General features: G+C 52.7%; 22 protein-coding genes and 2 pseudogenes. 12 read left to right on the top strand and 12 right to left on the bottom strand.

From position 1 onward, the window contains the following. Positions 1-127 precede the first annotated feature (127 nt). Positions 128-535 (top strand): annotated as a pseudogene (locus ACR3EQ_RS23095) (adenylate/guanylate cyclase domain-containing protein); the annotation flags it as partial. Between the two features lie 3 nt (positions 536-538). Continuing rightward, positions 539-1,981, top strand: a complete 1,443-nt coding sequence (locus tag ACR3EQ_RS23090; protein ID WP_480492418.1) for a hypothetical protein — start codon at positions 539-541, stop codon at positions 1,979-1,981. 375 nt (positions 1,982-2,356) lie between these two features. Here ACR3EQ_RS23090 and ACR3EQ_RS23085 read toward each other — a convergent pair whose 3' ends face one another. Next, positions 2,357-3,043 carry a hypothetical protein gene (locus ACR3EQ_RS23085; RefSeq protein ID WP_170816205.1) on the bottom strand — a complete coding sequence of 229 codons (687 nt, stop codon included), beginning with the start codon at positions 3,041-3,043 and terminating at the stop codon, positions 2,357-2,359. A gap of 838 nt (positions 3,044-3,881) precedes the next feature. Between ACR3EQ_RS23085 and ACR3EQ_RS23080 the strand changes: the two genes are divergently transcribed. Together ACR3EQ_RS23080 and ACR3EQ_RS23075 are read left to right on the top strand one after the other, a co-directional pair. Next, the gene (locus ACR3EQ_RS23080) at positions 3,882-4,031 is read left to right on the top strand and encodes an adenine nucleotide alpha hydrolase family protein (RefSeq protein WP_170611820.1); all 150 of its coding nucleotides are present in this window, start codon (positions 3,882-3,884) and stop codon (positions 4,029-4,031) included. A gap of 71 nt (positions 4,032-4,102) precedes the next feature. After that, on the top strand, positions 4,103-5,815 hold the full coding sequence (locus ACR3EQ_RS23075; protein WP_170611818.1) for an adenylate/guanylate cyclase domain-containing protein: 1,713 nt from the start codon (positions 4,103-4,105) through the stop codon (positions 5,813-5,815). Positions 5,816-6,008: 193 nt separating this feature from the next. Here the strand turns inward: ACR3EQ_RS23075 and ACR3EQ_RS23070 are convergent, their stop codons facing one another. Then, entirely contained in the window at positions 6,009-6,347 is a 339-nt protein-coding gene (locus tag ACR3EQ_RS23070) for a nitroreductase family protein (RefSeq protein ID WP_170611816.1), read from the bottom strand. A 595-nt stretch (positions 6,348-6,942) separates the two neighbouring features. Here ACR3EQ_RS23070 and ACR3EQ_RS23065 point away from each other — a divergent pair. Next, a complete protein-coding gene (locus ACR3EQ_RS23065) occupies positions 6,943-7,428 on the top strand; it encodes a hypothetical protein (RefSeq protein ID WP_170611814.1) in 486 nt (161 codons plus the stop codon). A gap of 46 nt (positions 7,429-7,474) precedes the next feature. Here ACR3EQ_RS23065 and ACR3EQ_RS23060 read toward each other — a convergent pair whose 3' ends face one another. Then, entirely contained in the window at positions 7,475-7,642 is a 168-nt protein-coding gene (locus ACR3EQ_RS23060; protein ID WP_170611812.1) for a hypothetical protein, read from the bottom strand. A gap of 314 nt (positions 7,643-7,956) precedes the next feature. Here ACR3EQ_RS23060 and ACR3EQ_RS23055 point away from each other — a divergent pair, with 314 nt between their 5' ends. Continuing rightward, positions 7,957-8,502 carry a hypothetical protein gene (locus ACR3EQ_RS23055; RefSeq protein ID WP_480492255.1) on the top strand — a complete coding sequence of 182 codons (546 nt, stop codon included), beginning with the start codon at positions 7,957-7,959 and terminating at the stop codon, positions 8,500-8,502. 979 nt (positions 8,503-9,481) lie between these two features. Further along, positions 9,482-10,009, top strand: coding sequence for a hypothetical protein (locus ACR3EQ_RS23050; protein WP_480492253.1), 528 nt, complete (start codon positions 9,482-9,484; stop codon positions 10,007-10,009). Positions 10,010-10,138: 129 nt separating this feature from the next. Here ACR3EQ_RS23050 and ACR3EQ_RS23045 read toward each other — a convergent pair whose 3' ends face one another. The 4 genes from ACR3EQ_RS23045 to ACR3EQ_RS23030 form a co-directional block, all read right to left on the bottom strand. Further along, positions 10,139-10,996, bottom strand: a complete 858-nt coding sequence (locus ACR3EQ_RS23045; RefSeq protein ID WP_480492251.1) for a class I SAM-dependent methyltransferase — start codon at positions 10,994-10,996, stop codon at positions 10,139-10,141. After that, entirely contained in the window at positions 10,989-11,276 is a 288-nt protein-coding gene (locus ACR3EQ_RS23040) for an acyl carrier protein (RefSeq protein WP_170682848.1), read from the bottom strand. The genes ACR3EQ_RS23045 and ACR3EQ_RS23040 overlap by 8 nt, the downstream gene beginning before the upstream one ends. Then, positions 11,276-12,799 (bottom strand): AMP-binding protein, encoded by a 1,524-nt coding sequence (locus ACR3EQ_RS23035; protein ID WP_480492249.1) that lies wholly within the window; start codon positions 12,797-12,799, stop codon positions 11,276-11,278. The genes ACR3EQ_RS23040 and ACR3EQ_RS23035 overlap by 1 nt, the downstream gene beginning before the upstream one ends. Before the next feature lie 88 nt (positions 12,800-12,887). Next, positions 12,888-13,583, bottom strand: coding sequence for a lysophospholipid acyltransferase family protein (locus tag ACR3EQ_RS23030; protein ID WP_480492247.1), 696 nt, complete (start codon positions 13,581-13,583; stop codon positions 12,888-12,890). Positions 13,584-14,319: 736 nt separating this feature from the next. Here ACR3EQ_RS23030 and ACR3EQ_RS23025 point away from each other — a divergent pair. The 4 genes from ACR3EQ_RS23025 (at position 14,320) to ACR3EQ_RS23010 (ending at position 19,970) form a co-directional block, all read left to right on the top strand. Then, positions 14,320-14,898, top strand: coding sequence for a tetratricopeptide repeat protein (locus ACR3EQ_RS23025; protein ID WP_480492245.1), 579 nt, complete (start codon positions 14,320-14,322; stop codon positions 14,896-14,898). A 223-nt stretch (positions 14,899-15,121) separates the two neighbouring features. Beyond that, entirely contained in the window at positions 15,122-17,035 is a 1,914-nt protein-coding gene (locus ACR3EQ_RS23020; RefSeq protein ID WP_170617389.1) for a DUF3604 domain-containing protein, read from the top strand. Positions 17,036-17,847: 812 nt separating this feature from the next. Next, positions 17,848-19,083, top strand: coding sequence for an adenylate/guanylate cyclase domain-containing protein (locus ACR3EQ_RS23015; RefSeq protein WP_170617387.1), 1,236 nt, complete (start codon positions 17,848-17,850; stop codon positions 19,081-19,083). A gap of 437 nt (positions 19,084-19,520) precedes the next feature. Beyond that, positions 19,521-19,970 (top strand): DUF411 domain-containing protein, encoded by a 450-nt coding sequence (locus tag ACR3EQ_RS23010; protein WP_170619817.1) that lies wholly within the window; start codon positions 19,521-19,523, stop codon positions 19,968-19,970. 188 nt (positions 19,971-20,158) lie between these two features. On the opposite strand, the gene ACR3EQ_RS23005 is transcribed toward ACR3EQ_RS23010, so the two are convergent. From ACR3EQ_RS23005 to ACR3EQ_RS22990, 4 genes are all read right to left on the bottom strand, one after another. Beyond that, entirely contained in the window at positions 20,159-20,395 is a 237-nt protein-coding gene (locus tag ACR3EQ_RS23005) for a universal stress protein (RefSeq protein ID WP_480442346.1), read from the bottom strand. Positions 20,396-20,453: 58 nt separating this feature from the next. Next, positions 20,454-20,903: a hypothetical protein gene (locus tag ACR3EQ_RS23000; protein WP_480492243.1), complete on the bottom strand. Its 450-nt coding sequence runs from the start codon at positions 20,901-20,903 to the stop codon at positions 20,454-20,456. Between the two features lie 376 nt (positions 20,904-21,279). Then, entirely contained in the window at positions 21,280-21,447 is a 168-nt protein-coding gene (locus ACR3EQ_RS22995; RefSeq protein ID WP_480492241.1) for a hypothetical protein, read from the bottom strand. Between the two features lie 480 nt (positions 21,448-21,927). Beyond that, complete coding sequence (locus tag ACR3EQ_RS22990; protein WP_170817360.1) at positions 21,928-22,104, bottom strand: hypothetical protein; 177 nt, start codon at positions 22,102-22,104, stop codon at positions 21,928-21,930. 747 nt (positions 22,105-22,851) lie between these two features. On the opposite strand from ACR3EQ_RS22990, the pseudogene ACR3EQ_RS22985 reads away from it, so the two are divergent. Further along, positions 22,852-23,963, top strand: a pseudogene (locus ACR3EQ_RS22985) (IS3 family transposase). Between the two features lie 382 nt (positions 23,964-24,345). Here ACR3EQ_RS22985 and ACR3EQ_RS22980 read toward each other — a convergent pair. Continuing rightward, on the bottom strand, positions 24,346-24,966 hold the full coding sequence (locus ACR3EQ_RS22980; protein ID WP_170617481.1) for a response regulator transcription factor: 621 nt from the start codon (positions 24,964-24,966) through the stop codon (positions 24,346-24,348). Between the last annotated feature and the right edge of the window lie 88 nt (positions 24,967-25,054).

The raw sequence follows: 25,054 nt of genomic DNA, 5'->3' as shown, positions 1-25,054 counted from the left end.
GAAGCAGACATTGACTGCGCGGTGAATGAGCGACTGCCTTGCGGACAGAGTCGACATTCGAAGCTGCTCGTTAACGCGCATAGAAAAATCTCACCATTAGGCTAAACTCAGTCACTGAGAGGTTCTTATGGAACGACGGTTGGCCACAATCCTCGCTGCGGATGCTGTCGCATATTCAAGGCTAATGGGCGAGGACGAGGAAGCGGCTCTGGCCGAACTGACGGTCTGCCGGGAACTGATTGACGCGCAAATTTCAAGCCATGGCGGTCGGATCTTCGGTAGTGCCGGGGACAGCGTGGTGGCTGAATTTTCCAGCCCGGTCAAAGCGGTACAGGCGGCATTGGCTGCACAGGGGGATATGGCCCGGCGCGCCGCGGAAAGCCCAGGGCCCAAACGGCTGCAGTTTCGCATTGGTATTCATCTTGGTGATGTAATGGTCCGGGGTGATAACTTGCTGGGTGATGGGGTCAATGTTGCTGCGCGGCTCGAGGCCTTGGCGCCCCCCGGCGGGATCGTTGTATCGAAACCGGTTGCCGAAATGGTCATAGGAAAGCTGGATGTCGAGTTCGGGCATTCTGGCATCCACGAGTTGAAGAACATCACTCGAAGCGTGGAACTCTGGACTTGGCCAGCGGACAAGGCGGTTAAGCCGGTACCGCGGCGTGATAGTCGAAAATTGGGCGCCGTGGTTGCTGCAGCTGTTCTGGCGCTTGCAGGTTTGGCGTACCAGTTCTACCCAAAAGAAGAGGCCTATGCCCTGCCAACCGGACCAAAGGTGCTGATCCTACCCTTCGAGAATGTCGGCGGCGGTCCGCAGGACGACTATTTCAGCGATGGCCTGACCCGCGATATTAACGTGATGCTCGCCAAGTTCACCAACCTGTTCGTATTGGCGCCAGGGGCCGGCAAGGCATTCAGAGAAAATGCGGACTGCCAAGCGATCCGCGATGAGCTGGCTGTGGATTACATACTGGGTGGCACGGTGCAGCGTTCTGACGACAAGCTTCGCGTCACCACCACGTTTACCGATGCAAAAACTTGTCTGCAGCTTCAGGCTCCTGGCCCCTTTGAAAGCGACCTGAGCCTTGCGAGCGTTCTGGACGTGCAGGTGGAAGTCGCCAGCAAGATTGCCTCGCTTATCGGATCGAGCGATGCCCCATTGTTCAAGGCCGATGTTCTGAAAACGATCCGCGAAAAGGCGCCCGAAAGCCTCGATGCATATGAGTGCTTTATAACCGCACACTGGTTTTATCAGACCTTTGCACTGCCCGAGCACCGAAAGGCACGCGATTGTCTGCTGCGGACCGTGCGGGAAGAGCCAGGCTATTCATTGGGTTGGTCGCGCCTCGCGTACAACTACCTTGATTCAAAAAAGAACTCTTACGACCTTGATCCCGATTGGGCTCAGAAAAGCTTTGACGCGGTTCAACATGCCATCGAAGCAGATCCCGATAACCCAGATGCATATTACGCACTGGCAGTACGGAGCCGGTTGCTGGGTGAGAGCATGGATGTCTACCGTAAACATGCTGAGCGTGCGGTGGCACTGAACCCGAATGACTCTTGGATTCTAGCTGATCTGGGTATTTTCTTTGCCTATTCAGGTGATTTTGAAACGGGGTTGGCATGGATCGACCGGGCACGGGCGCTCAACCCAAAACTGCATTCGGGCTATACCTATGCGGCGCATCTGGATGCTATTTCTCGCGGTGATTACGAGGAAGCAATCAAAATACAGTTGGCTGCGGCGGGTAGATTGCCCATGAACAAAGCAAGTCTTGCGGCCAGCTATGCCCTAAACGGGCAGCAAAAGAAGGCTGAAGAGACCGTAGAATATATCAAACAGCAGTTCCCCGAATACCAGTCAGATCCGCGTGCACCGTTTCGCGCACGTGGGATGCCCAAAGAGCTTATTGACAAAATAATGGAAGGCCTGACCCTTGCTGGCTACCCGGTGCAACCGGAAGAGGCCACCAAGTGATGATACCGCGTGATCTTCAAACCAGCTATGATTTGCGGGCTTGCCGATCCTGTACCGAACGTCTGCTTCGGGCGGGTATCGTTGAAAAACCCCAGTTTTGGCCAAAACCGGTGAAAAAACTACACATTGAGAGGCGGTTGAAGTTTTGGGCCAGGGGGTCGGCCAAAGCATTGGTTCCGCTATGTGAGAGGCTGTCATGGCCTACTCTGGGCAAGTGGTGCCAACATTGCTGACGCGATGGAAATCGCGAAAAAGCGAGTGGGCCAAAACTGGAGATTTTCAACACTATCCGGACAAACCGGCCTTTCACGGCAGCGCAGCATGTGGCAACTTTCGGAAGGGCTGCTTTGTGGCCCCAGCAATCATTTCCAGTATTTAGTTTGGGGGAAATATCCAAACGGTAAATTCGTCTGTATTCTTGGTGTTCCCCGTCTGCGCGAAAACGCTGAAAAAGTCGCCTAAGCGGCTATCAGGTTTTCCAGCATCGTAACACTTCACGCTGAATGGATCGACGTTAGCGCCCCGCGCTCGAAAAGGTCCGTAGCAACCAAACCGTTCATCGCCTAGTCTTTCAAACTTGTCCAGTGGAACGTTCTTCGGTCCGACGCTCACGCTGGCCGTTGTGACCGGCCCATCGTCCGCAGGAGTTCTTGGCGCAAAGAATGCAAGCCCCTTTAGTCCTTGGTTGCACGCAAGAGGTATTTTGTATTGCTTCTTGTATCCACTCGCTGCAGTGCTGTCGAAAACTACAGTGCGTTCGTTAAGCTTGTGTTTTCCAGTACAAACAACCGTCGATGTATCAACTGTGTACGTCGCACGTGCCGCACCGCTAAAATCTGGTGTGAGTGGAGCGCCCGAAGACGTTTTCACCAGAACTGGCTGCCTGATATCCCCGTCTTTGGCCGCAATTAGAACCGGCGCTGCAACGATTACCCCAGGGTAGACTAGAGCAGTTGCGGCCAGCGGTGTCGCTTCTTCGCAGCCTGACAGGAAAAGTAGGCAGGCAAGCGCACTCAGTGCTGACGTTGACCGCTTTGCCGCAATTGATCTGAGATTCAGCATTGCCCTGCAACCACCCCTCGCTGAAGTTTCTTCGTGGAACAAAAAAGAACTCGGCTGAGAACGGTACCGCATTGACACAAGTCAAATTGAATTGAAACGTTGGCTTCGCCGCAACGACAAAGCGGTTCAGGCGTCTGCTTGTGGGTGACCTGATGGTGTCGGCTTAGGGCTGATAGTGTTGAAAAACTTCTTGTCCGAACCGATTAGGCCAAATTGGGGAAACATTTTTCCGCCAAATCTCACTTTTTCAAACATTATCTTCTGAGTGCCAAGTTGGAAGGAATTTGTTCTAAGATTTTGAGGCAAATATAGCGGCATCGAGTTTTTCAACACTATCAGCTCAGAACAGTCATTCGCTGCACTAAACCTGAACGTCCCCCCCAACCGCCAGCGACCACCCGTCAGCCCCCTGAACCAGTCCTACGGACGCCGTCAGCGCCAGTTAGTGGTCACTCTAGCGGCAGTGAACGGGTACTCCAGCGGTCGAGAATGCCCCATGCTGACCCTCTAAATGCTCCCGAAACCGCCCCAGTTTCTCGGGCTTCGCTGACAAGCCCATAGGTTTCATCGGTGGGCAAGGATTCCTACCACCCCAGCCAGGTCATCAGAACATGGAACGAGACTAGGCACTTGGGGCTAAACCCTCCGAGAAATGCCCCCATTTATGCCCCAGTGGTTTCGGGTGTTCTGACTCCCCCTGACTCCTCCTCTTTCCTGACCTCTAGCAGGAGTTCTATGGGGGTGGGGAATAGGTATAAGTAATGAATAGAAACAGGAGGATAGAGAGACCCGAGTATCCTCCTTCCTGATCCGTAATACATTGAGGAAGGAGGAGGTTATGGGGGAGATAGAGGACCCATGGCACTCGCGGCCAATCGACGTTCATCGCTGGTCGGACCATCCAGAGGTGGCAGAGTTGGTCGACCGCATCTGGGATGATCTCCAGCATGGAATGGATTTTGAGAGCAGTTTGGGACTTAGGGTTTAACGCTCAAAGGCAAAGTTGTCGGGCTGACAGAAGTTGAGTGTCGCGCTAAGTTCCTCAAAACGGGGGAACGAATGGACAGACGGCTTACCACAGTGCTTGCGGCGGACATCGTCGGATATTCAGCACTGATGGATCATGACCGTGAAGGTACGATTGCTGCGCTTAGATCATTCCGTGAAGATACACTTCAGTCGCTGCTGCAAGCCCACAGGGGGACATTGATCAAAAGCTTGGGCGACGGTTGGATTGCCGAGTTTAAGTCCACATCAGACGCTGCAGATTGCGCTATTGCATTACAGTCAGCGCAGAAACCAGAGAGCATCAAGCTTCGAATTGGCATTCATACTGGCGAGGTCGTTACAGAAGGCGATGACATTTTTGGTGACGGAATAAATGTCGCCGCTCGTCTCGAAGCGCTGGCCGAACCGGATCAGGTTTTGATATCGGACACATCTCACAACAGTCTTGACCGAGGTGACGCATCCAAATTCGATGGCGGTGAGCAGACAGAACTCAAAAACATCACGCGCCGCATTGGTGTTTGGTGCTGGCCAAAGGGCACTTTTGCCAATCTGTCAGAAAAGGCAGATGTCAGACCCGGGATTGCAGTGCTGCCATTCGACAATATGTCTGGTGATCCCGAACAGGAGTTTTTTGCGGACGGCATCACCGAAGACATTATCACAGAGTTGTCTCGTTTCCGTTGGCTGATGGTCGTGGCAAGAAATTCATCTTTTACATTCAAAGGAAAAAGCACGGACATACGCGAAGTGGGTCGCATTCTTGGAGTGCGCTACGTTCTCGAGGGTTCAGTCAGACGAGCAGGTCAACGAGTCCGCATTACAGGGCAGTTGATTGATGCGGAAGACGGCAGTCATCTCTGGGCAGACCGCTTCGACGGCGTGCTTGATGATATTTTTGACCTTCAAGACAAAGTAACGCTGGAGGTCGTAACCGCGATTGAACCGTCTTTAAGGCACGCCGAAACTAACCGAGCGCGGGCAAAACCTACGGAAAATTTGGAAGCTTATGAACTATATCTTCGAGCACAATCGCATTTCCATCTTTTAACGGATCAAGACAATCGAGAGGCCATACGTCTGACAAACCTCGCATTGAGGCGTGATCCAGAATACGCATCCGCGTCAGGGCTGTTGGCTTGGTTGCATATTCAGCGAATGGTTCAAGGGCTTGAGCCAATTGGTGAAGGGCCGAAAGAGGCTATTAAGGCAGCCGAGCGGGTTCTGTTGAGCGATCGTGCAGACGGCATCGCGTTGGCGTACGCTGCGCATTCAATCTCTATGCTGGCGCGAGACCTGCCACGCGCGCGGGTTGCTTTCAAACAAGCTCTTGAGCAAAATCCAAATGCCGCAACGGTCCATATGCTGGGCTCCATCAACCTTTTTCTTCTTGATCGTCCAGAGGAAGCACTAAGTCACGCGGTTCAATCTGTTGAGCTCAGCCCTCACGATCCATTGCGCCACGCTGCTTACCTTGCTCAGGCTAGCGCGCTTTTTCACCTTGGGCGTTATGAAGAATCGGCTAAGGCTTGCCGAGAAGCTTTATCTGTACGCTCAAACTTCGTAATGAGCCATCTTATGCTGATTGCTGCTTTGGGACACCTCACCGATGATGCTGCAGCTCGCAAAGCGGTAGCGGACCTTCAGACGTTGCGCCCGGGCCTGACTGCAGCCTCAGCGCAGACACAAATGCCAATATTCACTGTTCCATCCTGTGCAGATAGTTGGCGCGAAGGTTGGTTAAAAGCAGGGTTGCCAAAATGAGTATCCGTAGCGTTTTTGCAAAGGCTTTAGCTTCGCACCGCTCCAAGTGAACGTCAGGTCACAAAATTGAAGATGAAAGAACTGAATGATCACAGCAATAGCTTCCTGTGACTTCACGGAGTGTTAGAAACTGATTTATGCACAATTCAACCCTTCGTCTGTCCGATAACTCGGCCCACTTATTTCTGCAGCGTCAATTTTGAGCTTCGAACGGCACCACCTCTCGCCCTGTTCTCCGTTCATGTTCCGCCAGCCGTTGAAGATACGCCTCGGACCGGGCCGTCTGCCGACAGATGATGTAGTCTTTGACGTGGTCGGCGTTCGGATCGGGTTGTTCGTCCAGCCCGTAGAACTTGTTCGATGTGGGTAACGGTGCACCAGCCACTCCAGTAGACGCCTCGGCCATCACCCGCTTCAGCTCCCCCACGCGGGTGTAATCGACAATAAAACTGTCATGCACGGATAGGACTGGAACGGCCCGATCGCAGAAGTGCCGATGGACGCGCTCCGCTATCTGACTATCAAGGTTCATCAACTGAATACCTTGATCCGCGAACAGAAAGTCCCTGATGTGAGGGGTCTTTAGCCCCAAGTGCCTAGTCTCGTTCCATGTTCTGATGAACTGGCTGGGGTGGTAGGAATCCTTGCCGTCCGATGAAACCTAAGAGCTTTTCAGCGAAGCCCGAGAAACTGGGGCGGTTTCGGGGGCATTTTGCTGAGCGAAGCGACGGGCGGAATGGAGCGTCAGCGGGTCAGCATGGGGCACTTCTGACCGCCGAAGAGGCCGTTCTCTAGTGCTGACGGCGTCCGTAGGACTGGACCGTTGACGAGTCGTTCCGGGGGCTGACGGGGGTCGCTGGTGCTGGCGGATTGGGGGGGCGGACGTTCAATCCTAGTGCTGCGAATGACTGATGGGAGCCCAATGCGGAAAGGATGTGCAATCTACCCAGACGCGGAGCACTACCTTGAGACAGGTTGCAGAATCGTACAACTGCACAGGTACGCTGCTGGCGCAAATAAGTAGGTGGGGTCTTCATATTGACGTATGTCAATACATGACAAAGTGTTTCTCATTAATCTGGTTTTCCAAATACCGAAGCTCGGAGAATGATCTAGGAGAGCCGGAAATGAAGCTTCTACCCATCGCCGCGACAATTGCCACTCTCTTGATTGCAGGATGCGAAACTCCATCTCCAAAGACAACCGATTCAATTGGAAATCAAGGAACAACGAGCCTAGTACCAACCGTTCCAGCGAATCGTTCAATGGTTGTATTTTTCCGTGGAAACGAATTTGCAGGCAGCGCAAATATCTATAGGGTCTTTGTAAACGGTAATGCTGTGGCAGACATGTCTGTTGGTACACGCCATGTGCAAGAAGTCAGCCCCGGAACGGTAAATTTGAATGCTGAGACTGTGGCGAGCGTTTTGAACGTAGGACTTGGATTGGTGATTATGGAGAAACCTCAATTACAGCTTCAGGCGAAGGCGGGTCAGCTCTATGTAATCGAAATCGATCCCGGATTTGCTGGCGGTCCTGTATTCAAACAACGCGACAGCCAAGCGCTGTCCAGCACTCAGGGATACTCACCGGCTAAAGCTCCGTCGCAGTAACTCTTTCAAACTGTCCCATTGGTGCTGACGTCAGACAAGCTTCAGCTCAGTCATCGTCGGGCCTCCACGTCCAGAGGACCGCCAGCAGAACCAGCGCCGAGACAGCGGGATGAGACCGAGACACCACCCAGAGCATCGTCGTCAGGACAGCCTTGGGCGGTGGGTGCAAAAGAAAACCCCCGACGAGAACGCCGAGGGCAGACAAGTACTTCATGGATCAAACTCCTGCATTTGCTTCTTTATTTAGATGCAGGAGGTTGCTCGGTTTTTAGGGTGGGCGGACATTCAGATTTATTGCGGGAATGACCAAGTTGCGGACAAAGCTTACATTGAAGCATTGTCCGCGTAATCGCTCTAGATCTCCTATGCTCTGTCTGGCGGAAATCTGAAGTTCGAGAACATCGGTCTTTGGTGTAGCTGGCTGACAAACATCTTTTTAAATTCGAAGTGGTGTGGCAACGTTTCGCCATCCTGAAGAACTGCATGCTAGTGTACAGACTTCCACCATGAATCTCATAAGGAGAAGACATGCTAACGAAAATTCTAACGTCTGCATTTTTCTTTATTTTGCCCGCACTCAGTTTTGCTCAAACAGCTGAGCGCAGCGTTACCATCGAAGCCGACGCGACAGTTAAGTCAGTTGATCCGGACACTCGGCTCATCGTGCTGCAAAACTCAGAGACAGGTGAAGAAGAGACCATTCTTGCAGGACCGGAAGTCAAAAACTTCGATCAAATTGAAGAGGGTGACACAGTCAAAGCGATGTACACACTGGGGATGGCTGCAAGCATTGCTTTCCCTGGCGAGGTTGACAGTTTGGTTGAATTGGAAGGCCAGGCTGCAGAGGGATCAACACCGGGCATGGCTGCCGGAACAATGGTCACCTTGATTCTGACTTTTGTGTCCTTCGACAACGCGAGCTCAATCGCCACTGTGACGGACAGCAGTGGTACAGAACAAATGATCGAGGTTGAAACAGACGTTGGTCGCGAGTTTGTCGAGCAGCTTAGCCCGGGAGACAAAGTAGCTCTGAGCTTCACGGAAGGTCTCGCCGTGGGAATTGTCGAAGAATAGGCGTCCGCAGCGAAACCTCACTAGGTGAACTCTTGTTTCCTCTTTCACCACCGATAAAAAGCTCGTTCCATCGCTTCCCGCATCCCAAGCCACGTCAGCGACCGCTATGCTTTTGTAATTTCGTAGCACTCAGTCCCCTTGCTAACTTGAACACGATGTCAAAAACGCCGATGCCATTTCATTCGGACTTTCCTTGGCTTATTTCACAATTTGATACGAGTTCGGAGTTTGTTATGATTGGACCAGTGCGTTGAGAAGAAATAGATGGCCTCCCAGCGACGTCACTCACTTACATCACCGGGAGGCGACCAGACACGTCTGGTGGATGCGGCAGCAACAGAGGTAATTAAGATTTGCTACGCACCCCAATACTTGAATCCAAAATGCACCAAATCAAGTATTTTTGCGCGCGCTAAATTTGTTTCTCACTCTCTTGGTGCTTGCTTCCATACTCTACCCTACTGGCCCGCGTTAGAAAACGTGGCCGTGCCGTGCGATTGGTTGGTCACGAGGTTAGTCAGCAGAGTCTAAAATTAGTAGGCAAGGCACCTTTTTTGCTACCTGCGGCTCAACGCACATTCGAGATAGTTTGGCAAGGCACATGGGCAGACTAAATCCCCGCGTTGCCTATCATCTCAGGTTAGGGTGGCGCGGGGAACTTTGATCCAACCCGCGATCCGCACCGTAAAATGGATACCCCAAACTGCTTCCCGCGTTGTTCAATTGGTTTCCCTCCGAACAATGCGGGTTTTTTGGGGATTGAGGGGGTAACGAGTTTTCCGTCGCTAGTGGCCGATCGGGTCGGTGAATTCCGGTCCGGTCGGCGTTAGATGATCAAACGCTTGGCTACCGAAATCGTTCCGCAATTCAGGAAAAAACGAAGCCTTTTCCCTTCGGTTTTGAGGCTTGTTTGCAAGAACGGCGTTTACCGCCTATCTTCGCATCCTCATATTGCGATATTTTTTTTGGGAGCGTATCTATGAAAACTACAACTAAGATTGTTTTTGTTTCGGCTGTTCTCGCATTCGGGGCAACGTTAGGGCACGCCAAGGACAAGAACATTCTGCCGAAAGACAATGCAGAGTTTGTAAACTACGGCGAAGAATCCGGCTGGAACATCTTTGTAGACAAGAGCCGGAATATCTGCCTGATTGAACGGGTCGATGAGAATACAAACGTTGTGCAAATGGGTCTGACCCCAGACAAGGAGTTCGGCTACATAGGGGTCTTCACCAAGGCGGACATTGAGTTCGAAGATGACAAAGTTGAACTGCTCATGGACAACAAGTTGTACTACGGCGATACAACAGCAGCGCCACCCAATCTGGCAGATGGGTATAAGGGTGGCTATTTGTTGGCCAACAACCCCGACTTCGTGGCAGATGTGATGGAGCGCGAAGCCATGATCGTAATGCCGGAGAGCAATTTTGCCTTCGAAGTGAGCCTTGCCGGTACGAAGAAAGCGATTGAAGCGGCGCGTGAATGCAATGCTTCTCTCACCAACTGATTTGTCTCAATTTCTCAAGGCCGCTCACGTTGTGGGCGGCTTTGTTTTGGCAAAGCGGTCTCAAAGACTGAGGAAAGCCGACGTTCAATGCTGTCAAACGCATCGAAACCCGGCTCGCGGCCGGATAATTTATCTGCCCCTGCGCCTGAACACGAAACGGCAAAGATAGAAACGTCTGCGTCGATATAGCAGGGACCCACCCTTGCAACTGTTCAGATAAAACTTGAACCGCTCTTCACCAACGATCCTGATCGCAGCGTTACTGTTGGCTATCAGCCCCTTTGCCCATTCGGCCAGAGTGTATTGGTAGTCTTCCGGGCGGTTTTCCATTGAAACCAGTTCCAGATGCGGATGGGACGCTTCGATCACGTCCGCGATTTCTGGCAGGTCACTTTCGGGGAAAATCTCATGTATCCTATTCATATCACGCTCTGCCGGACCAGCGTCACCCCACGTCATGGTCTGTAGGGAAAACCGGCCATCTCGCGTCATCCACTCGGCACAACGCCGGAACAGTTCCGAGTAAATTCGCAGCCTTTCTTCCCGTGACATACTGGGTTTCACGAAGTGCTCAAAAGCGCCGACGCTGACAATGGACTCGTAGGGCTCTTCAGGTTCATGATGTTCGTAGCTTTGCAGAGCCGCGGTTACGTTGGGCAGGCCTAAAGACCCGATGTAACGATGCTGAAGGGGGCTCAGTGTAAGGCCGTGTGCCGAGGCGGCTCCCAGTCGTTTGACCCCAGCGCTCAACAGAGTGCCCCAGCCACAACCGATGTCCAGCATGCGGTGCCCCGACGCAACATTCGCGGCACTGAGGTGATAGTTGATTTTTTCGTCCTGCGCTTCGTCCAGTGTCATGCCCGGTCGCGTGAAGCGCGCTGCCGTGTAAGTCATAGATCTGCCGAGCCAAAGCGAAAAAAAATCGGCGGGCATATCGTAGTGAAACTCAATAGCTTCCTGCGACGCCCCGGAGTTTGATTCAGTCATTGGCTGCCCCCGGCTTCAGCGAGTTCAGGCGATCAGCAATGTCTTCGATTCTGTCTTCAAAGTCGAGGAAATCATCAGGTAACAGGACCTGAGATTCGGCCTCAAGATGGTCGATGAGTTCGACGGCGCCAATGGAATCAATCCCCAGAGTAGATACGGTATCCGAACCCGAAATGTGGCCGTTTACAAGATGGTTCGGCAGGACCTTCTCGCTGGCGAGATCGCGCAGAATTGAGATCAGCCGATCAACTGTCCAGTCATTCCGGTTTTTCTGGTCCATCAAACCCGTCCTTCCCTAAATAGTTGCGCCGCCTTCTGGCGCATGAGTTTTCCACTGGAGGTGCGCGGTAAACGCCCTCCTATCGCATTTCTGATTACATCGACCTGTAAACCCAGTTCGCCAGCCACTGCAGCGCCCACCTTACGGGCTTGATCATCATCCCAGTTGCGACACTCTACTAGGAGAACAATCTCTTCCCGGTCTGCGCCTGAACGTATGCACGCAAAGGCCACGGCGCGTCCAACGCCTAGGTTCAGCGCGTTTTCCGCAACCGCTTCAACCACCGTTGCAGGGAATGCTTCCGCGCCCCGCTTCAACACGTCCTTCGTTCGACCGGTAACATACAATCGACCGCCATCCATGAAACCCAAGTCGCCGGTATCAAACCACGCGTCCGATGCGAATGCTTCAAGCCCGAGGTAACCTTTCAAAACTGATGGTCCACGGACCTGGATATGCCCCTCATCACCGGCGCCAATCTTGGTTCCGTCTTCGGTTACGATCCGGCACTCCATATCCGGCAGCACTGGCCCGCAGGAGATGTACCCGTTCCTGACAGACCACGTTTCACCAGAAGCACCACAGGAAATGCCTACGACAGTTTCCGCCATCCCATAGGTCGGCTGCACCACCCCTTTGCGCAATCCTGCAGCGGAATATGCCTCCTCGAAAGCGTCAACCACTGCCGGAAACACCATCTCGCCGCCGATCCATGCATATCGAAGAGCAGTCAGGTCCACATTTTTGGCTGTCCGGCGCGTCAATAGTTTCAGCGCTGTGGGCGGAGCCGTTGTAATAGTACCACCATAGTTTGAAATCGTTTCCAGCCACGCGGCCGGGCGACGTACAAAATACTCAGTTTCCATGAGTACTAGGTTCGCTTTGCGGCTCAATGGAAGCAGAACTGCCATGAGGCCCATATCGTGATAAAGAGGTGCCCAGGACACCATCCGATCTGCCTCTGACAACTTTGATCTCTGCGCTATTGCGTCCAGGTTGGCCTTAAGTTGCCCAAAGCGAACTACGGCCCCCTTGGCCCCGCCTGTGCTGCCCGAGGTGAATTGGACGAAAGCAATGTCGTCCGGGCTTCGATCTGCCAGAAAACTATTTGGATCTAAGGATAAATCCGATTGGGCGTTGTCTTGCGGCAACTCCAGCGTGTCAACTGTAGCATCCAAGGCCTCGGGCAAGTCTGTGCCCGTCTCCTTGAGCAACAGTCTTGGCTGCAGAACGGACCAGACATCATCCACACGGTGCCGCGACCGTTCAGTCGCAGTCCGACCCGCAAAGGAAGGCAGCACACAAAAAGCCGCGCCTGCGGACCAGCATCCGAACATTGCCGCGATCTGGTCTTCGCCTCGGTGCAACCACATGGCGACGCGATCACCCAGCGATACACCGTTCGACTTCAAAAGCTCCGCGATCAGCGCGGCGCGACGGGCGATGCGTGCCCTCGGAACCGCCACACCATCTGGAGACGATTTTCCAACAAACACAAAATGTTCGGGCCAATACATTTTCATATGGAAAATCTCTTTATGCCATTTTCTAAAAGATGATCGAGTCTGAGTCAGCTATCAACTGAAAATGGTGATTCCTGCCGGACTACTTCTATCGCCCTTCGGGCAAACGACCTACAGCGCGGTCGGACTCATCTGTCACCGCATTCAGCGCTTTTTGCAAACTAAGTCGAAGCCTTTCGGTTTCGATGTCGTCTGGAAAGCTCGAAACGGCTTCGTGCCATTCCCGGCAAAACAACACGCCGCGAGTCCGCAACGCGGGAAACCACATCTTGTCCCAAGTCGGCAGGACGTGGACCCGTCGCGCCGAGTAACTAACCAAAAAAACGCGTTTCGCAGAAGCGCGTGCCCAGGTTACTGGGGCAAGCGAAGCAATCCTGGCTGGGCCTCTAGGGCCATCTGCTGCCACTCCAAGAGATACTCCCTCGCGAATGCCTCGCAAAACCGCCCGCGTCAGCGCGACATGGCGTTGGTGCGAAGACATGCTGATCGTACCCAACCCAAATCGTTTGACAACATTTCCAGCAAGCTGACCAGCTCTTGAAGAGGATGTAAGCGAACAAATTGGTCCAAGCGAAGGGTCAAACAAGTACGGCGACATCATCAGTCGTTGGTGCCAAAGCACGATGATTGCGGGCTCGCCGCTCCGCAATGAGTCTTCGAGGTCTTCAAATCCGATCCTCTCCCACCTTGATGTCGAAAATGCCAGCCAAATCCATGCCGCTACCATTGCTTCGACGCTGCGGTTGAGCCACGGGATGTCTGCAATTTTTCTTTTTTTTCCCATCACTTTTCACCGGCAACCGTTGTGGCTATCTTCGGCAACCGGGTTAATGAAAGCAATAAAGAGGTGGAAGATTCTTGTGCTGCGATGAACAAGTCTCTTCAGCAGGCAGGGCCCGCGGGTCGATATTCAGTCAGCACAAAGAAGGATTTTTTGGCTAATTGGCAATTTAGCTCTCTGCGGCTGAACTAAAAACTTTGGTCATTCATGTTACTGCGCGTGCTGTTGCCAGAGCAGAGGTGCTTCCGGTTTGGGCTCGATTTAGTAATTCGCGGCTTTCGGCGTGAGCGACTGCTTCGCGAACGGCGTGGCCGTCGGCTCAGCGTCATCCACTGCCCTAGACCTTCGGATTCTGCTGAATTTTGATGCAATTCAGGCTAGAAGCGGTCGGTCAGTACGAAACTTGCGAACGACAGCTTTCTCAAGCCGATTGTCAGAGCATTCGGCCAAGCCTTTGAAAACACCGGACCAGCTCAATTAGTGTAATGACTGCTTTTGGGACTAGGTTGCAAGTCGAGCTGCTGACTCGCCGCAAGGCCGCTTCTAGCCCAAAGCAGAAACGCCAAGCGATTACGCAGAAAAACCTAATCGCACCAAAAAACAGTTGTCAGTAATCCTACGCAGTTTCCGAGGATAGCGCCCATAGATTAATGTCCTCTTCCGCACTGACCTCATTAATCCTGAAGAGTTCCGCTTCGGTAAAATCCATATTTTCGACCGCAACGGCGCAATCCACACATTGAAAATCGCCCGAAAGGGCGTGGCACTCGACAACCGCGACGTCTATATTCAGAACCAGCTTGGGTTTGCTTATCTCTGTGCCGGACTGTGGGATGGGGCCGAGGCGCAATTCAACAAGACACTTTCCATGATAGAAAGCGAGGCGGAGTCTATTGCTTGGTGCGGCTATGCTTTCCTACTGCTCGGCCAGCGCGAAAAGGTGCGAGCAGTGGTTTCGGAAGCTATGGGACTGGATCCGCTGCATCCGTCTGCCATCGAATGGATTATGGGTCAGGTCGAATTTTTCAACGGCAACTATGAAGCAGTGCTTAGTTTTCTAATGGGAGCAGCGCGGCTGAACTCATTGGCCACTGCATTTGTTGCTGCGTCTTACGCGCAGCTCGGACGAGAGCGAGACGCCTCCGACGCATTGCGAGAATTCGTCACCGAACGTCACGATGAGTTCACAAGTCGAGGTATTGTGGTTGAGGATGACACAGTAGATTGCTTGGCCAGCGGGTTTCGGTCTATGTGGCGGCGACCGGATCATTTTGAGCGTCTTGCCAATAGGCTACAGGCGGCAGGTATGACCGGCTGAAGCCGGATATTACTCTAATGTCCAACCGCCGCGGCCTCAACTACGCGTTTCTCTGCGCTTTGTTTTTTCGGCGGTTCGCAGCCCAAAGCAGACTCATAAGATCGAGTCTTAGACAGGTCCATGAGCGCGGAAGGGGGACGGTGGACCCAACTCACTTGAATATTTGATTTTATGCACGCTTTCTCGTACACATATGCTTTATTTTTTTGTCTTGGGGGCAGTCATGAGAACTCACTTTGAACCCACGATTATGTTGCATGCTGCAACCGCCTTAGCGCTTTCATTTGGAACGCAAGCAGTTGGCTTTGAAGGCGAAGTACCTCCTAATACGGTGGTCCCCGCACAGACCTACTCTCCTTTTGTTGACCGATCTTATCCTGATGAAGTTCTATTTGGTGATCTTCACTTCCACACTGAAATTTCATTCGACGCAGGGCTTGTTGGGACTTCTTTGAACATCCACGACGCCTTCCGTGTGGCCCGCGGTGACAGGATAACCTCAAACACTGGGCAACCTGTTCAACTCATTAGGCGCCTCGATTTCCTCGCAATTACTGAACACGCGGAAATGTTGGGACTTGCGACCGCCGTTCGAGCAGCTGACCCTCGGCTTTTGGCTGACGAGTGGGGTCGTTTGACTTACGAAAGGTTCAATTCTGGGCAAGAAGGTCGGATGGAGGCGTTCGCTGATATCATCGAAATCGCATCAATCGAAGGGCGAGACCCGACCGCTGGATTGGATTTGGACGGTGACCTTTGGCAACAAATCGTGGAAACGGTCGACGAATACTACGAACCCGGCGTCTTCACATCATTGGCTGGGTACGAGTGGACATCAACTCCGAGAGGTAACAATCTCCACCGAGTGGTGATCTTCGGAGACGGCGCCGATAAGACCGGTCGAACCCGCCCATTTACCTATTTTGAAAGCGAAGACCCTGAGCCGCTGTGGGACTATCTGGCTGCGTACGAAGAAGAGACGGGCGGAAGCGCAGTATCTGTTCCGCATAACGGAAATATATCCAACGGAATAATGTTCGCGCCTACGAAATTCGACGGAACACCTATGGATGCGAAATACGCGGCCAAACGCATTCGTTGGGAGCCGATGCATGAGGTAACCCAGATTAAGGGGGATGAGGAAACGCACCCATTGCTGTCACCTGATGATGAGTTTGCGGATTTCGAAACCTGGGACGTTGCGAACATCTCGGGCACCGTCGCAAAGACCCCTGAAATGTTGCGCTACGAGTATGGGCGCTCTGCGTTGAAGGTCGGGCTCGAAGTTCAGCGTAAGACAGGCGTTAACCCATTCAAGTTCGGCTTCTACGGCACGACGGACACGCACACCGCGCTCCCAACCACGCGCGAGGACAACTACTTTGGAAAGTACCAACACACAGAGCCTTCAGCGAACCGTCACAACTTTGATGTAATCCCGGCCGAAGACCCGGCATTGCGTATCATTACGGCGCAAGAATCGGCTGCTGGCCTCACCGCTGTTTGGGCGCGCGAAAACACCCGCGAGGAAGTCCACGGAGCAATCAAGCGTAAAGAGGCCTACGCTACGACCGGGCCGCGAATGCGAGTCCGGGTCTTTGGCGGCTGGGATTTTGATGCCGATGATCTGTACGCCTCGGATTTTGTTTCCAACGGGTATAAGAACGGTGTGCCGATGGGCGGAGACCTTAGGAACGCGCCTAATGGGGTTTCTCCCAGCTTCCTGATCCGGGCGCTGCGCGACCCAGATGGCGCGAACCTCGACCGAGTCCAAATTATCAAAGGCTGGATCGACGAGAGTGGCGAAACCCATGAGCGGATCTTCGACGTGGCAGTCTCCGATGACCGAGAGATTGGAGAGGATGGCCGCGCACGCGAACCAGTAGGCTCGACGGTAGACATTGAAAGCGCGACATACAGCAACTCAATCGGTTCCGTGGAGCTCGCCGGTTATTGGCAAGACCCAGATTTTGACCCGAACAACAACGCTTTTTACTATGTGAGAGTGATCGAAATTCCAAAGCCGCGATGGACGACCATAGACGCAGCTTTCTACGATATACCGCTGCCCGAGGCGGTTCCCGCAGAAGTCCAAGACCGTGCTTACACATCGCCGATTTGGTTCAGCGCCGAATAGTAAAACTAGTATTGCGACAAAGCAGGTCTTGATCATTTTCGATTCCCATGGAACAAGTTGGCAACCAGCTCCAATGGCTCGAAAGTCTCCAAAGCGTGAGGACGTCGTCTGGTTCAGTCGCAGGACAAATCAAAGACCTGTTCTGGTGCCACCGTGTCTTCTCGCTGGTAACGCCGGCAGTGGCCGCACGCTGTACTTTGCAAAGTCTGCTTCCATTATTCTGTTAGTCTACACCTTGGTAGCAGGATCAATTGGGCCCAGGCTCTAGCAGCGCTTTGGCGAAGACACGGGTGTATATCGGGATGACGACGGCGCCGTGCGGGTGGTTTATCCATCCATCACAGCAGAGTCGTTGTTTCAGGACTCGATGCCAGCATTGAGACGCGCAGTCAGGGGCAATGGCCTCGTAACGGCCGCCCTAATTCGAGCTATGAAGCGCATTGCTGAAGAAGTTCCCAAAGGAGACTTGCGGGTTGTTGTAGATGAACTATCGGCGGTCAGAGATGAGACCCGAGAAAGCGATATGCTAGAGCGCGATATTGATAAGTTCTGTGGCCACGTCGAAACCGCAATTGAAGGGACTTAGTCAACCGTCCTGGACATTTGCAGTCTAGTTCGGCAGGGGGGCTTGTGAGTGGGCCATCCACCAACTTATCGTGAAGTACTTAAACGTCGGGATTGCCTCTAAATTCAAAAAAAGACAAAAAGCGGGCGATGAATAATGACAGCAGCGCTGGAAATTGAAATTGAAGTGTCCTTGAAGTTAAATAGACTGAGAACTAACGGAACAGTCAATTCGTTGAGAGGTCATCATGGCAGCTCCATTAGTCCAAAACTGGGAACTGACCGCGGCCGTAAAGGACATAGCCGACTGGCTGGTTCAACAGGGCTTGGAGAATGCTCCTGTGGAGCTCTGGCTAGAAGCATTCTGCAACCGTCTTGTTTCGGCAGGAATTCCACTTCAAAGAGCAAACATCACAGTGCGCGCTCATCATCCGGAGATTGGGACAGTTGCTTTCCGCTGGCACAGAGATGGCGGAAATGAACGACAGGACTTTGTCCGAAGATCAGATGCGCCTGAGGAATACGTTCTAAGCCCGATTTACTATCTTTTGGCAAACAACATTGAAGAGATCAGACAAGACCTTACAGTCGAAGAACCAGAGCTCAACTTTCCGATCTTCGACGAACTTCGCGAGCGCGGTGCAACTGACTACTTTGCTGTCAAACGGTTCTTCCTTGTTCAGGACAACGCTACGCCTGTTGACCCGATGCAGGCCGAAGAAGGTGCCATTATTTCGTTGGCAACCGACGCGAGCGGGGGCTTCACAAGCCAGCAACTTGACGGTTTGCGTCAACTGATATCTCCACTTTGCCTGACGCTGAAGTGCGGGGCAAACCGGCTGATGGCTGAAGACATAACCGCCGCGTACTTGGGAAAAGACGCCAGTAGGCGCGTTCTTTCCGGGGACATCACCCGAGGTTCATCGGAAACTATTTCAGCGGTGATTTGGTATTTCGATTTGCAAGGATTTACCAAATTGTCAGAGGCGCTTCCGGGGGATTCAATCATAGAATTGCTAAACGACTACTTCGCGGAAGCTGTTGACGTAGTCGAACGCAATGGCGGTAACGTTCTGAAATTCATGGGAGATGGAATGCTTGCCATCTTCGATATCAATCAAGTTCCAGACGCTCGCCGCGTCGCAATTCACGCGGCAGCGGAGTTGCGGGATACCTTTGAGGATCTCAACCAACGACGGCAAGCGGATGGTTTGCCAACGACCGGCTTCACTCTTTCGTTGCACGCAGGCGATGTTCTTTACGGCAATATTGGCGGTAGGTCTCGCTTGGATTTCACAGTGGTCGGCCCAGCGGTCAATACTACCTCCCGCATTTTAGGCATGTGCAGCGCGCTCGATCAGAACATTGTGGTTTCCGACAAGGTGGCGGGCGACTTGGTGGGCTCTATTCCAAGTCTTGTTTCCCTGGGGCAATACAGATTGCGCGGAGTTGCTGAAAGACAGGAGCTGTTCACGATAGACTAACTGCCGCTGTTTGGAAGCTGCCGCAATCGGGAGTTGACCTGCGTCAAAGCATAGGTGGCTGGATCGCTGCTAAGTTGTTTGACACATGGAACAGAACCGTTGGATCAAGTACTCGCGCAGAGCGGCATTCTTGGTCATAGTGATTGCAGTGTCAGGGTGCACGGGCAGGCACCACCAAGGCAATTGGCATGGCCACGGCTTAGAAGGTTGCTATGGCCCTCACCACGACGTCGATCGCGAGGTCCATTGCCGAACGCTCGAGTGAACTTGAGCCATACGCGACGCAACTCACAAAACGTTTGGCGACCAGTGTTACTTGGATTGAGATTCAGATCTTGTATCGAAACTGCCCGTTTGATGCTCAGTCCGGTAACATTGAAAAGTTTGGCCTTGGCACAATATCTTTGTAGTCCCATGAGGAAGCGGAGAAGAGACCAATGAAACGACGCGAATTTTTACTAGCGGGTACAGCAGCAGTGTTAGCCACTCCTTCCGTCGGTCAAGAAGCCCCACTCATCAAAGTCTACAAGACGCCAACCTGCGGCTGTTGTGCCGCATGGGTGGATCACCTGATTTCCGCAGGATTTCGCGCCGATACACTGAACGTGGAACAGGAGCAGCTGTGGTCGCTTAAAGAACAAATGAAAATCTCAGATGTGCTTTCCAGTTGCCACACTGCAATTGTTGGGGACTTTTTTGTCGAAGGTCATGTTCCGGCAGAAGACATAAATCGACTTTTGTCCGAACATCCTGAAGGCCTCGGCCTGACAGTTCCAGGCATGCCGATGGGTTCACCCGGCATGGATTTTTCAGACGAACGAGAACCTTATGAAACCTTGCTCGTTGGTCTGGATGGGACGACGAGTGTGTTTGCTCGACACAGCTGAGAGATTGGATGAAGGGCAATCAGATTTCCCAGCTCCATGTCCAACATTAGTTTGCGCTGATTTCAAAAGGATTCAGCTGCAATCGTTGTGTTTTTTCCACATGGCTGGGTCGTGGCCTTCGGGCACATTGGAGCACGGGTCGTTCGCATACCCTCTTAGAATGCTGTACTGTTGGATTTGATCTGCGCTCAACAGTGGTGTTGTTTGCAGGTGCCGGGACAGATGAACCAGTCGCAACTCGGCTCTGGCAGCTTCGCAAGCACTTCGCTTGGAATCTGAGACCCCACATACGCGGGGATAGGCTCTTGGACGTGCACAACAGTAAATACAGCGTCCGCATCAGCCAATTGGTGTGCGGCCTCAAACGATGCTTGGGTGTCGTGCTCTTGGTCCAGTGCAACCGGGATCAGGATGTTCTTGTACATTTGACCTCCTATCTACTTCTCTGATGATTTCAATCTGGTTTAGTCGGCAGCAGGAAATCTAAACCGGCTCAGACTTTGAAGATTTCCCTGCGCTCTTTGTAGCGGCTGCAACATCATCAACTGTTTGCTCAACAGCTTCAGCCTCGGTTTCAGCGACATATACTGCACAACGGGCCACGGTTTCGAACCATTCCTGCGCGTCAGCAACCAATCGCTCCGTCGAGTGGCGCTGCCATTCCGCCATACTCTGAAGGGCTTTCGAGGGTTCCGACGGGTTAGCGTAAGACACTTCACGCGCAGCTTGCAGGGCCGTTCGGACCGCCTCATGTCGCCGCTCGAACCAATGCTGCGCAAAGGCCTCTGTTTCCTCAAGCATTTTTTCTTGCGCGTCCCAGAATTGTTCGATCTGGGCACCGAAGGCCGGATTGCCAGACATGGGCGGCTGCATTTGCTTGAAAACATCCAAAAGTGAGGTCGGGCTATTTGTGTTGGATTTCTTTGTCGGCATCGAAAATTCCTCCGCATTTTCTGAATGAGCTCTTTTGCCACCTGCGGCGCGCTTTCGCCTTAATACAGATCAATATCCCTTAATCTTATGATCCTCGGTTCAGATCGTGTAAGGATATTCGCATTCGCTCCGACATCAGTTCCTACAAGGCAGGGTCGGAGTTTGAGTAGTCTAGACAAGAAGTTAACGCTTGGTATTATGTGCACGTTGCCGGCTTTCTGATTACCCTTGGTGTCCTCATCCTTGCCGGATTGGCGTGCCATCCGCTTGTCTGACCGGGCGCTTGAAAACGGGAGAGCCCCTGAAAGCCGAAGCGGTGGGTATCGTCTTTCTGACAGCGGGTCTTTCGCTATTGCTGGAGGTTTCATTTCTTTCATCAGGCATGGTTGCAGGCGCAGTTGTCGGGAATCTTGCCCACCATCATGACCGTGCTTTTCATGAGATCGAGAACAATCAATGGCCATTCATCATCCTGTTCTTCCTGTTGGCTGGCGCCACGTTGGATAATGAGGCCTTTGGCTTCATGGGTTGGGCCGGTGCTCATTTCCTGATCTTGCGCGCCGTGGCACGCCTTGTCGGGGGGTTATTGCGGAGCAACCCTACGCCGCGAATGATCCCATCCCTCAGCAGCGCGGATTTTTCTTGCCTGCGGCGCTGCGACGCGGAGCCGGGTCAGGCAATCACGCTAACTAATTACTACTACCACCCTTCGGGGGGCCCGCGTTGCTCTTGTCCCCTCTAGCTAGCTTGCAGCGCGGGCCAACTAGTACCATTCGTTTTTCTGCTGTGCCTGTCTCGCCGCCGCTGATGATGCGCAGCGAGAGTTGAACCTTGACGACCCACAACCGCATAGTTGATTTCGGCTACTGATATGTCAGCAGGACCTGATGCAAGCAATTCGCTCGGACTTTTAGTAAGATACCGACATCTATTATGGAATTGCTGGCATTGACGCTTCTACTTCGTTCAATCTAGAACAGCTCGTCGCCAACTGGTGCGCCGGGAGGAACCGACTACATCGTTATCAAAATTGGACCTGTAGCGCCTCGTTCACGAGACCGCCGCGGACAGCGAAATCACAACAACGCCGATCAGAAAAAGCCGCATAACGCTGCAACACTAAACCAAAAAAGTGTTCCACGAGATTGAAGAAAATAGTACGAAAGGGCTTCTGAAACAACGCGACCCGAGTGTCGCTCACCTGGAACTCCCCGAAAAAAGCGAGTGGACCAGACCGTGAAGCTGATATGCACTGCCAATTACAATCAGATCAAGCATACTGCCTGTCGCAATTGATAGCTTTGTGATGGGTGGAGCGAGGGGCTGGACGAGGGGGTAAGAGCCAGCCCCTCTCTCACAAGGGGGAATTCCGGAGTGGTAGTAGTGTTCCGTTGAAGACAACTTACCTTGAGCACCCAATCCTCGAAATTGGGGAATTCCCGTAGCATTGCAAAATCTGGCGAAATAGTCTGTTTCCAAAAGGCAAAAAGTAAGTTTCGTAACGAGCAGCGGGCATAATTTTGCCACCATGCAATCCTCTGACCGTGGGCGGCACGCGTTGATTTTTTGCGCATTCCGGATATTGCGACCGGTTATGAGCGGGTTGTTGGGTTCGGCGTGCCGCCCCACGGGCCCCAAAAAGCTCGCTGGAGAATTGAATTGCGGTTTTTAGATGTCAGAGCACAACCGCATTTTTCATTCCACCGACCCAATTTGAACAAGCCGAACAAGTAGCAGTGTGGAGCGGCGCGCCTTGATGGGGATTTACGATTTCAATGAGGGGGTACGAGTTCGGCGCGTCGCACTATGCCCCAAAAGGTGTAATGATAGCAGTGGACTATGTCCCCGCGAGCCGTTTGCTCAAACTTTCTGATGCGTAAAAATGACCTGCTCCCCTGAGAAGTCCTCGAATTTTGGTTAGCCTGTTCTCCAACTGAGGAGACAGACGATGAAGAGAAGCCGTTTCAGCGAAGAACAAATCATCGGCATTTTGAAGGAACACCAAGCTGGTCTCGGTGCGAAGGAACTGTGCCGCAAGCACGGCATCAGCGATGCGACGTTCTACAAGTTGCGCTCCAAGTATGGCGGCATGGAGGTGTCAGACGCGCGGCGACTGAAGACGCTGGAAAACGAGAACGCCAAACTGAAGAAGATGCTGGCCGAGCAGATGATGGATGTGGTGACACTGAAAGAGATGCTCGGAAAAAACTTCTGCAGCCCGGTTTGAGGAAGAATGCTGTGAACTGGGCGATGAAGACCAAGGGTTACAATCAGCGACGCGCCTGTGCGTTGACCGGGATTAACCCGCGTGTGTATCGGCGTCGATCTAAGCGCCCTTCCGACACGGAACTGCGCACCAGGATGAAAGAACTGGCCTGTGAGCGGCGTTGGTTCGGCTACCGCCACCTGCATATCCTGCTGAAACGGGAAGGCTGGGAAGTGAACTGGAAGAAGCTGTATTGGCTCTACCGCGAAGAAGGGTTAACCGTTCGTAAGCGGGGTAGACGCAAGCGCGCAGTGGGCACGAGAACGCCCATGGCGATCCCACAGGGGCCGAACCAGAGATGGTCGCTCGACTTCATGTCGGATGCGCTGGAGGATGGCCGCAGGTTCCGTGTGCCAAACGTCATTGATGACTTCAGCCGAGAATGTCTGGCCGCTGTGGTCGATACATCCATCGGCGGCGCGCGTGTCGCCCGCGAACTGGTTCGGATCACCGAGCTTCGCGGGTATCCATGTCTTGTGGTCAGCGACAATGGGACCGAACTGACCAGTAATGCGATGCTCAAATGGCAAGAGGACCGCAAGGTCGGCTGGCACTACATCGCGCCGGGAAAGCCCATGCAGCACGGCCTGGTCGAGAGCTTCAACGGATGGATGCGCTAGGAATGCCTCAACGAGCACCTGATACCGTCTTTGCGCCATGCCTGCCGCATGATCGCGGCATGGCGCGCCGACTACAATCACCACCGCCCACATTCGAGCCTCGACGGGCTCACGCCGTGGGAGTATCACCAAAGGTCAAGAGAGGACCAAACCCTGAACAGAGCTAACCTATAGACGCGGACTCCAAGGGGAGCAGGTCAAACTCGCACGATCTGTGAGTTTTTTCTCGCTTCAGCTGCATTCGATTACTATACTAAAGTAGCAATCTGTGAGTGGTTGTAATTTTTAGATCGTTCTGGTCGCTCCTCTACTTGTTAGGTGGAGCGACTAATTCTTTGCTGGATTCCGGGCAGATCCGATGATTGGGGCCATTTAGCCAACCAATAAGTGTGCCTTTTGACCTTGTTCTGAGCTAGACAATTCCAAACGTGCCGCAAGAATTTTTGTTAGGTTGAACCAAGACAGTGCCGGCAACCTGATCGCCTGAATGATCGTTGCGCGGGCTGCAATTTGGGTTGAGTATAACATCAAGTCCGTTTGCTTTTAGTTGGGCCTACTATCCCCGAGAGTGTGAACTTGACTTGGCAAGCAACGCGGCTTGAGTTCTGTTACTCACTCCAAGTTTTCCAAGTATGTTCGTGACGTGAAATTTTACCGTTACTTCTTTTAGTAGCAGGTCTTGTGCTATCGATTTGTTGGATTGGCCGGATGCAAGCATGTCAAGAATCTGTTGTTCCCGAATTGTCAGGCCATAGTCCTTTGGGAAAGCACCGGGCTGCTTTTGTTGAATGCCTGCTGAGCGCGCGATCGACCTATCTCCGGTTAGTTCATTGATACTGTCGAGCATCAAATCCACTGGCATGGACTTTGGAAAAAAAGCGAGTGCCCCAAGTTCAATGGCTCTGTCAGCAACTTCAGGGGAGGCGACACCGGAAATAATGGCTGTTTTTTGGTCTGGAAAACGTGATTTGAGTCGAACCAGTCCTTCCAGATCGTTCATACCTGGCATCTGATAGTCCAGAATCGCGAGGTCGATGTTTTTGAAGGCAGAAATCACAACATAAGCTTCTTCTGCACTTGAAGCTACCTTTACTTCAAACCCAGCTTTTTCGGCCAGATAGGTGGCCAATGTATCGCGAACCAGTTGATGATCATCGGCAATTAAGATGGTACTCATCAAGTAACGGAATGCCCCCGAGAAAAAACTGTTATGCCACAAGCAACGATCGACCTAGGTTCATTCATTCGCTGTTCGACGCTCGAAG

It is taken from the genome of Ruegeria sp. AN11 (assembly GCF_056536005.1).
The sequence above is the reverse complement of the archived record's forward strand: the minus strand, read 5'-3'. Positions and strand labels throughout refer to the sequence as shown.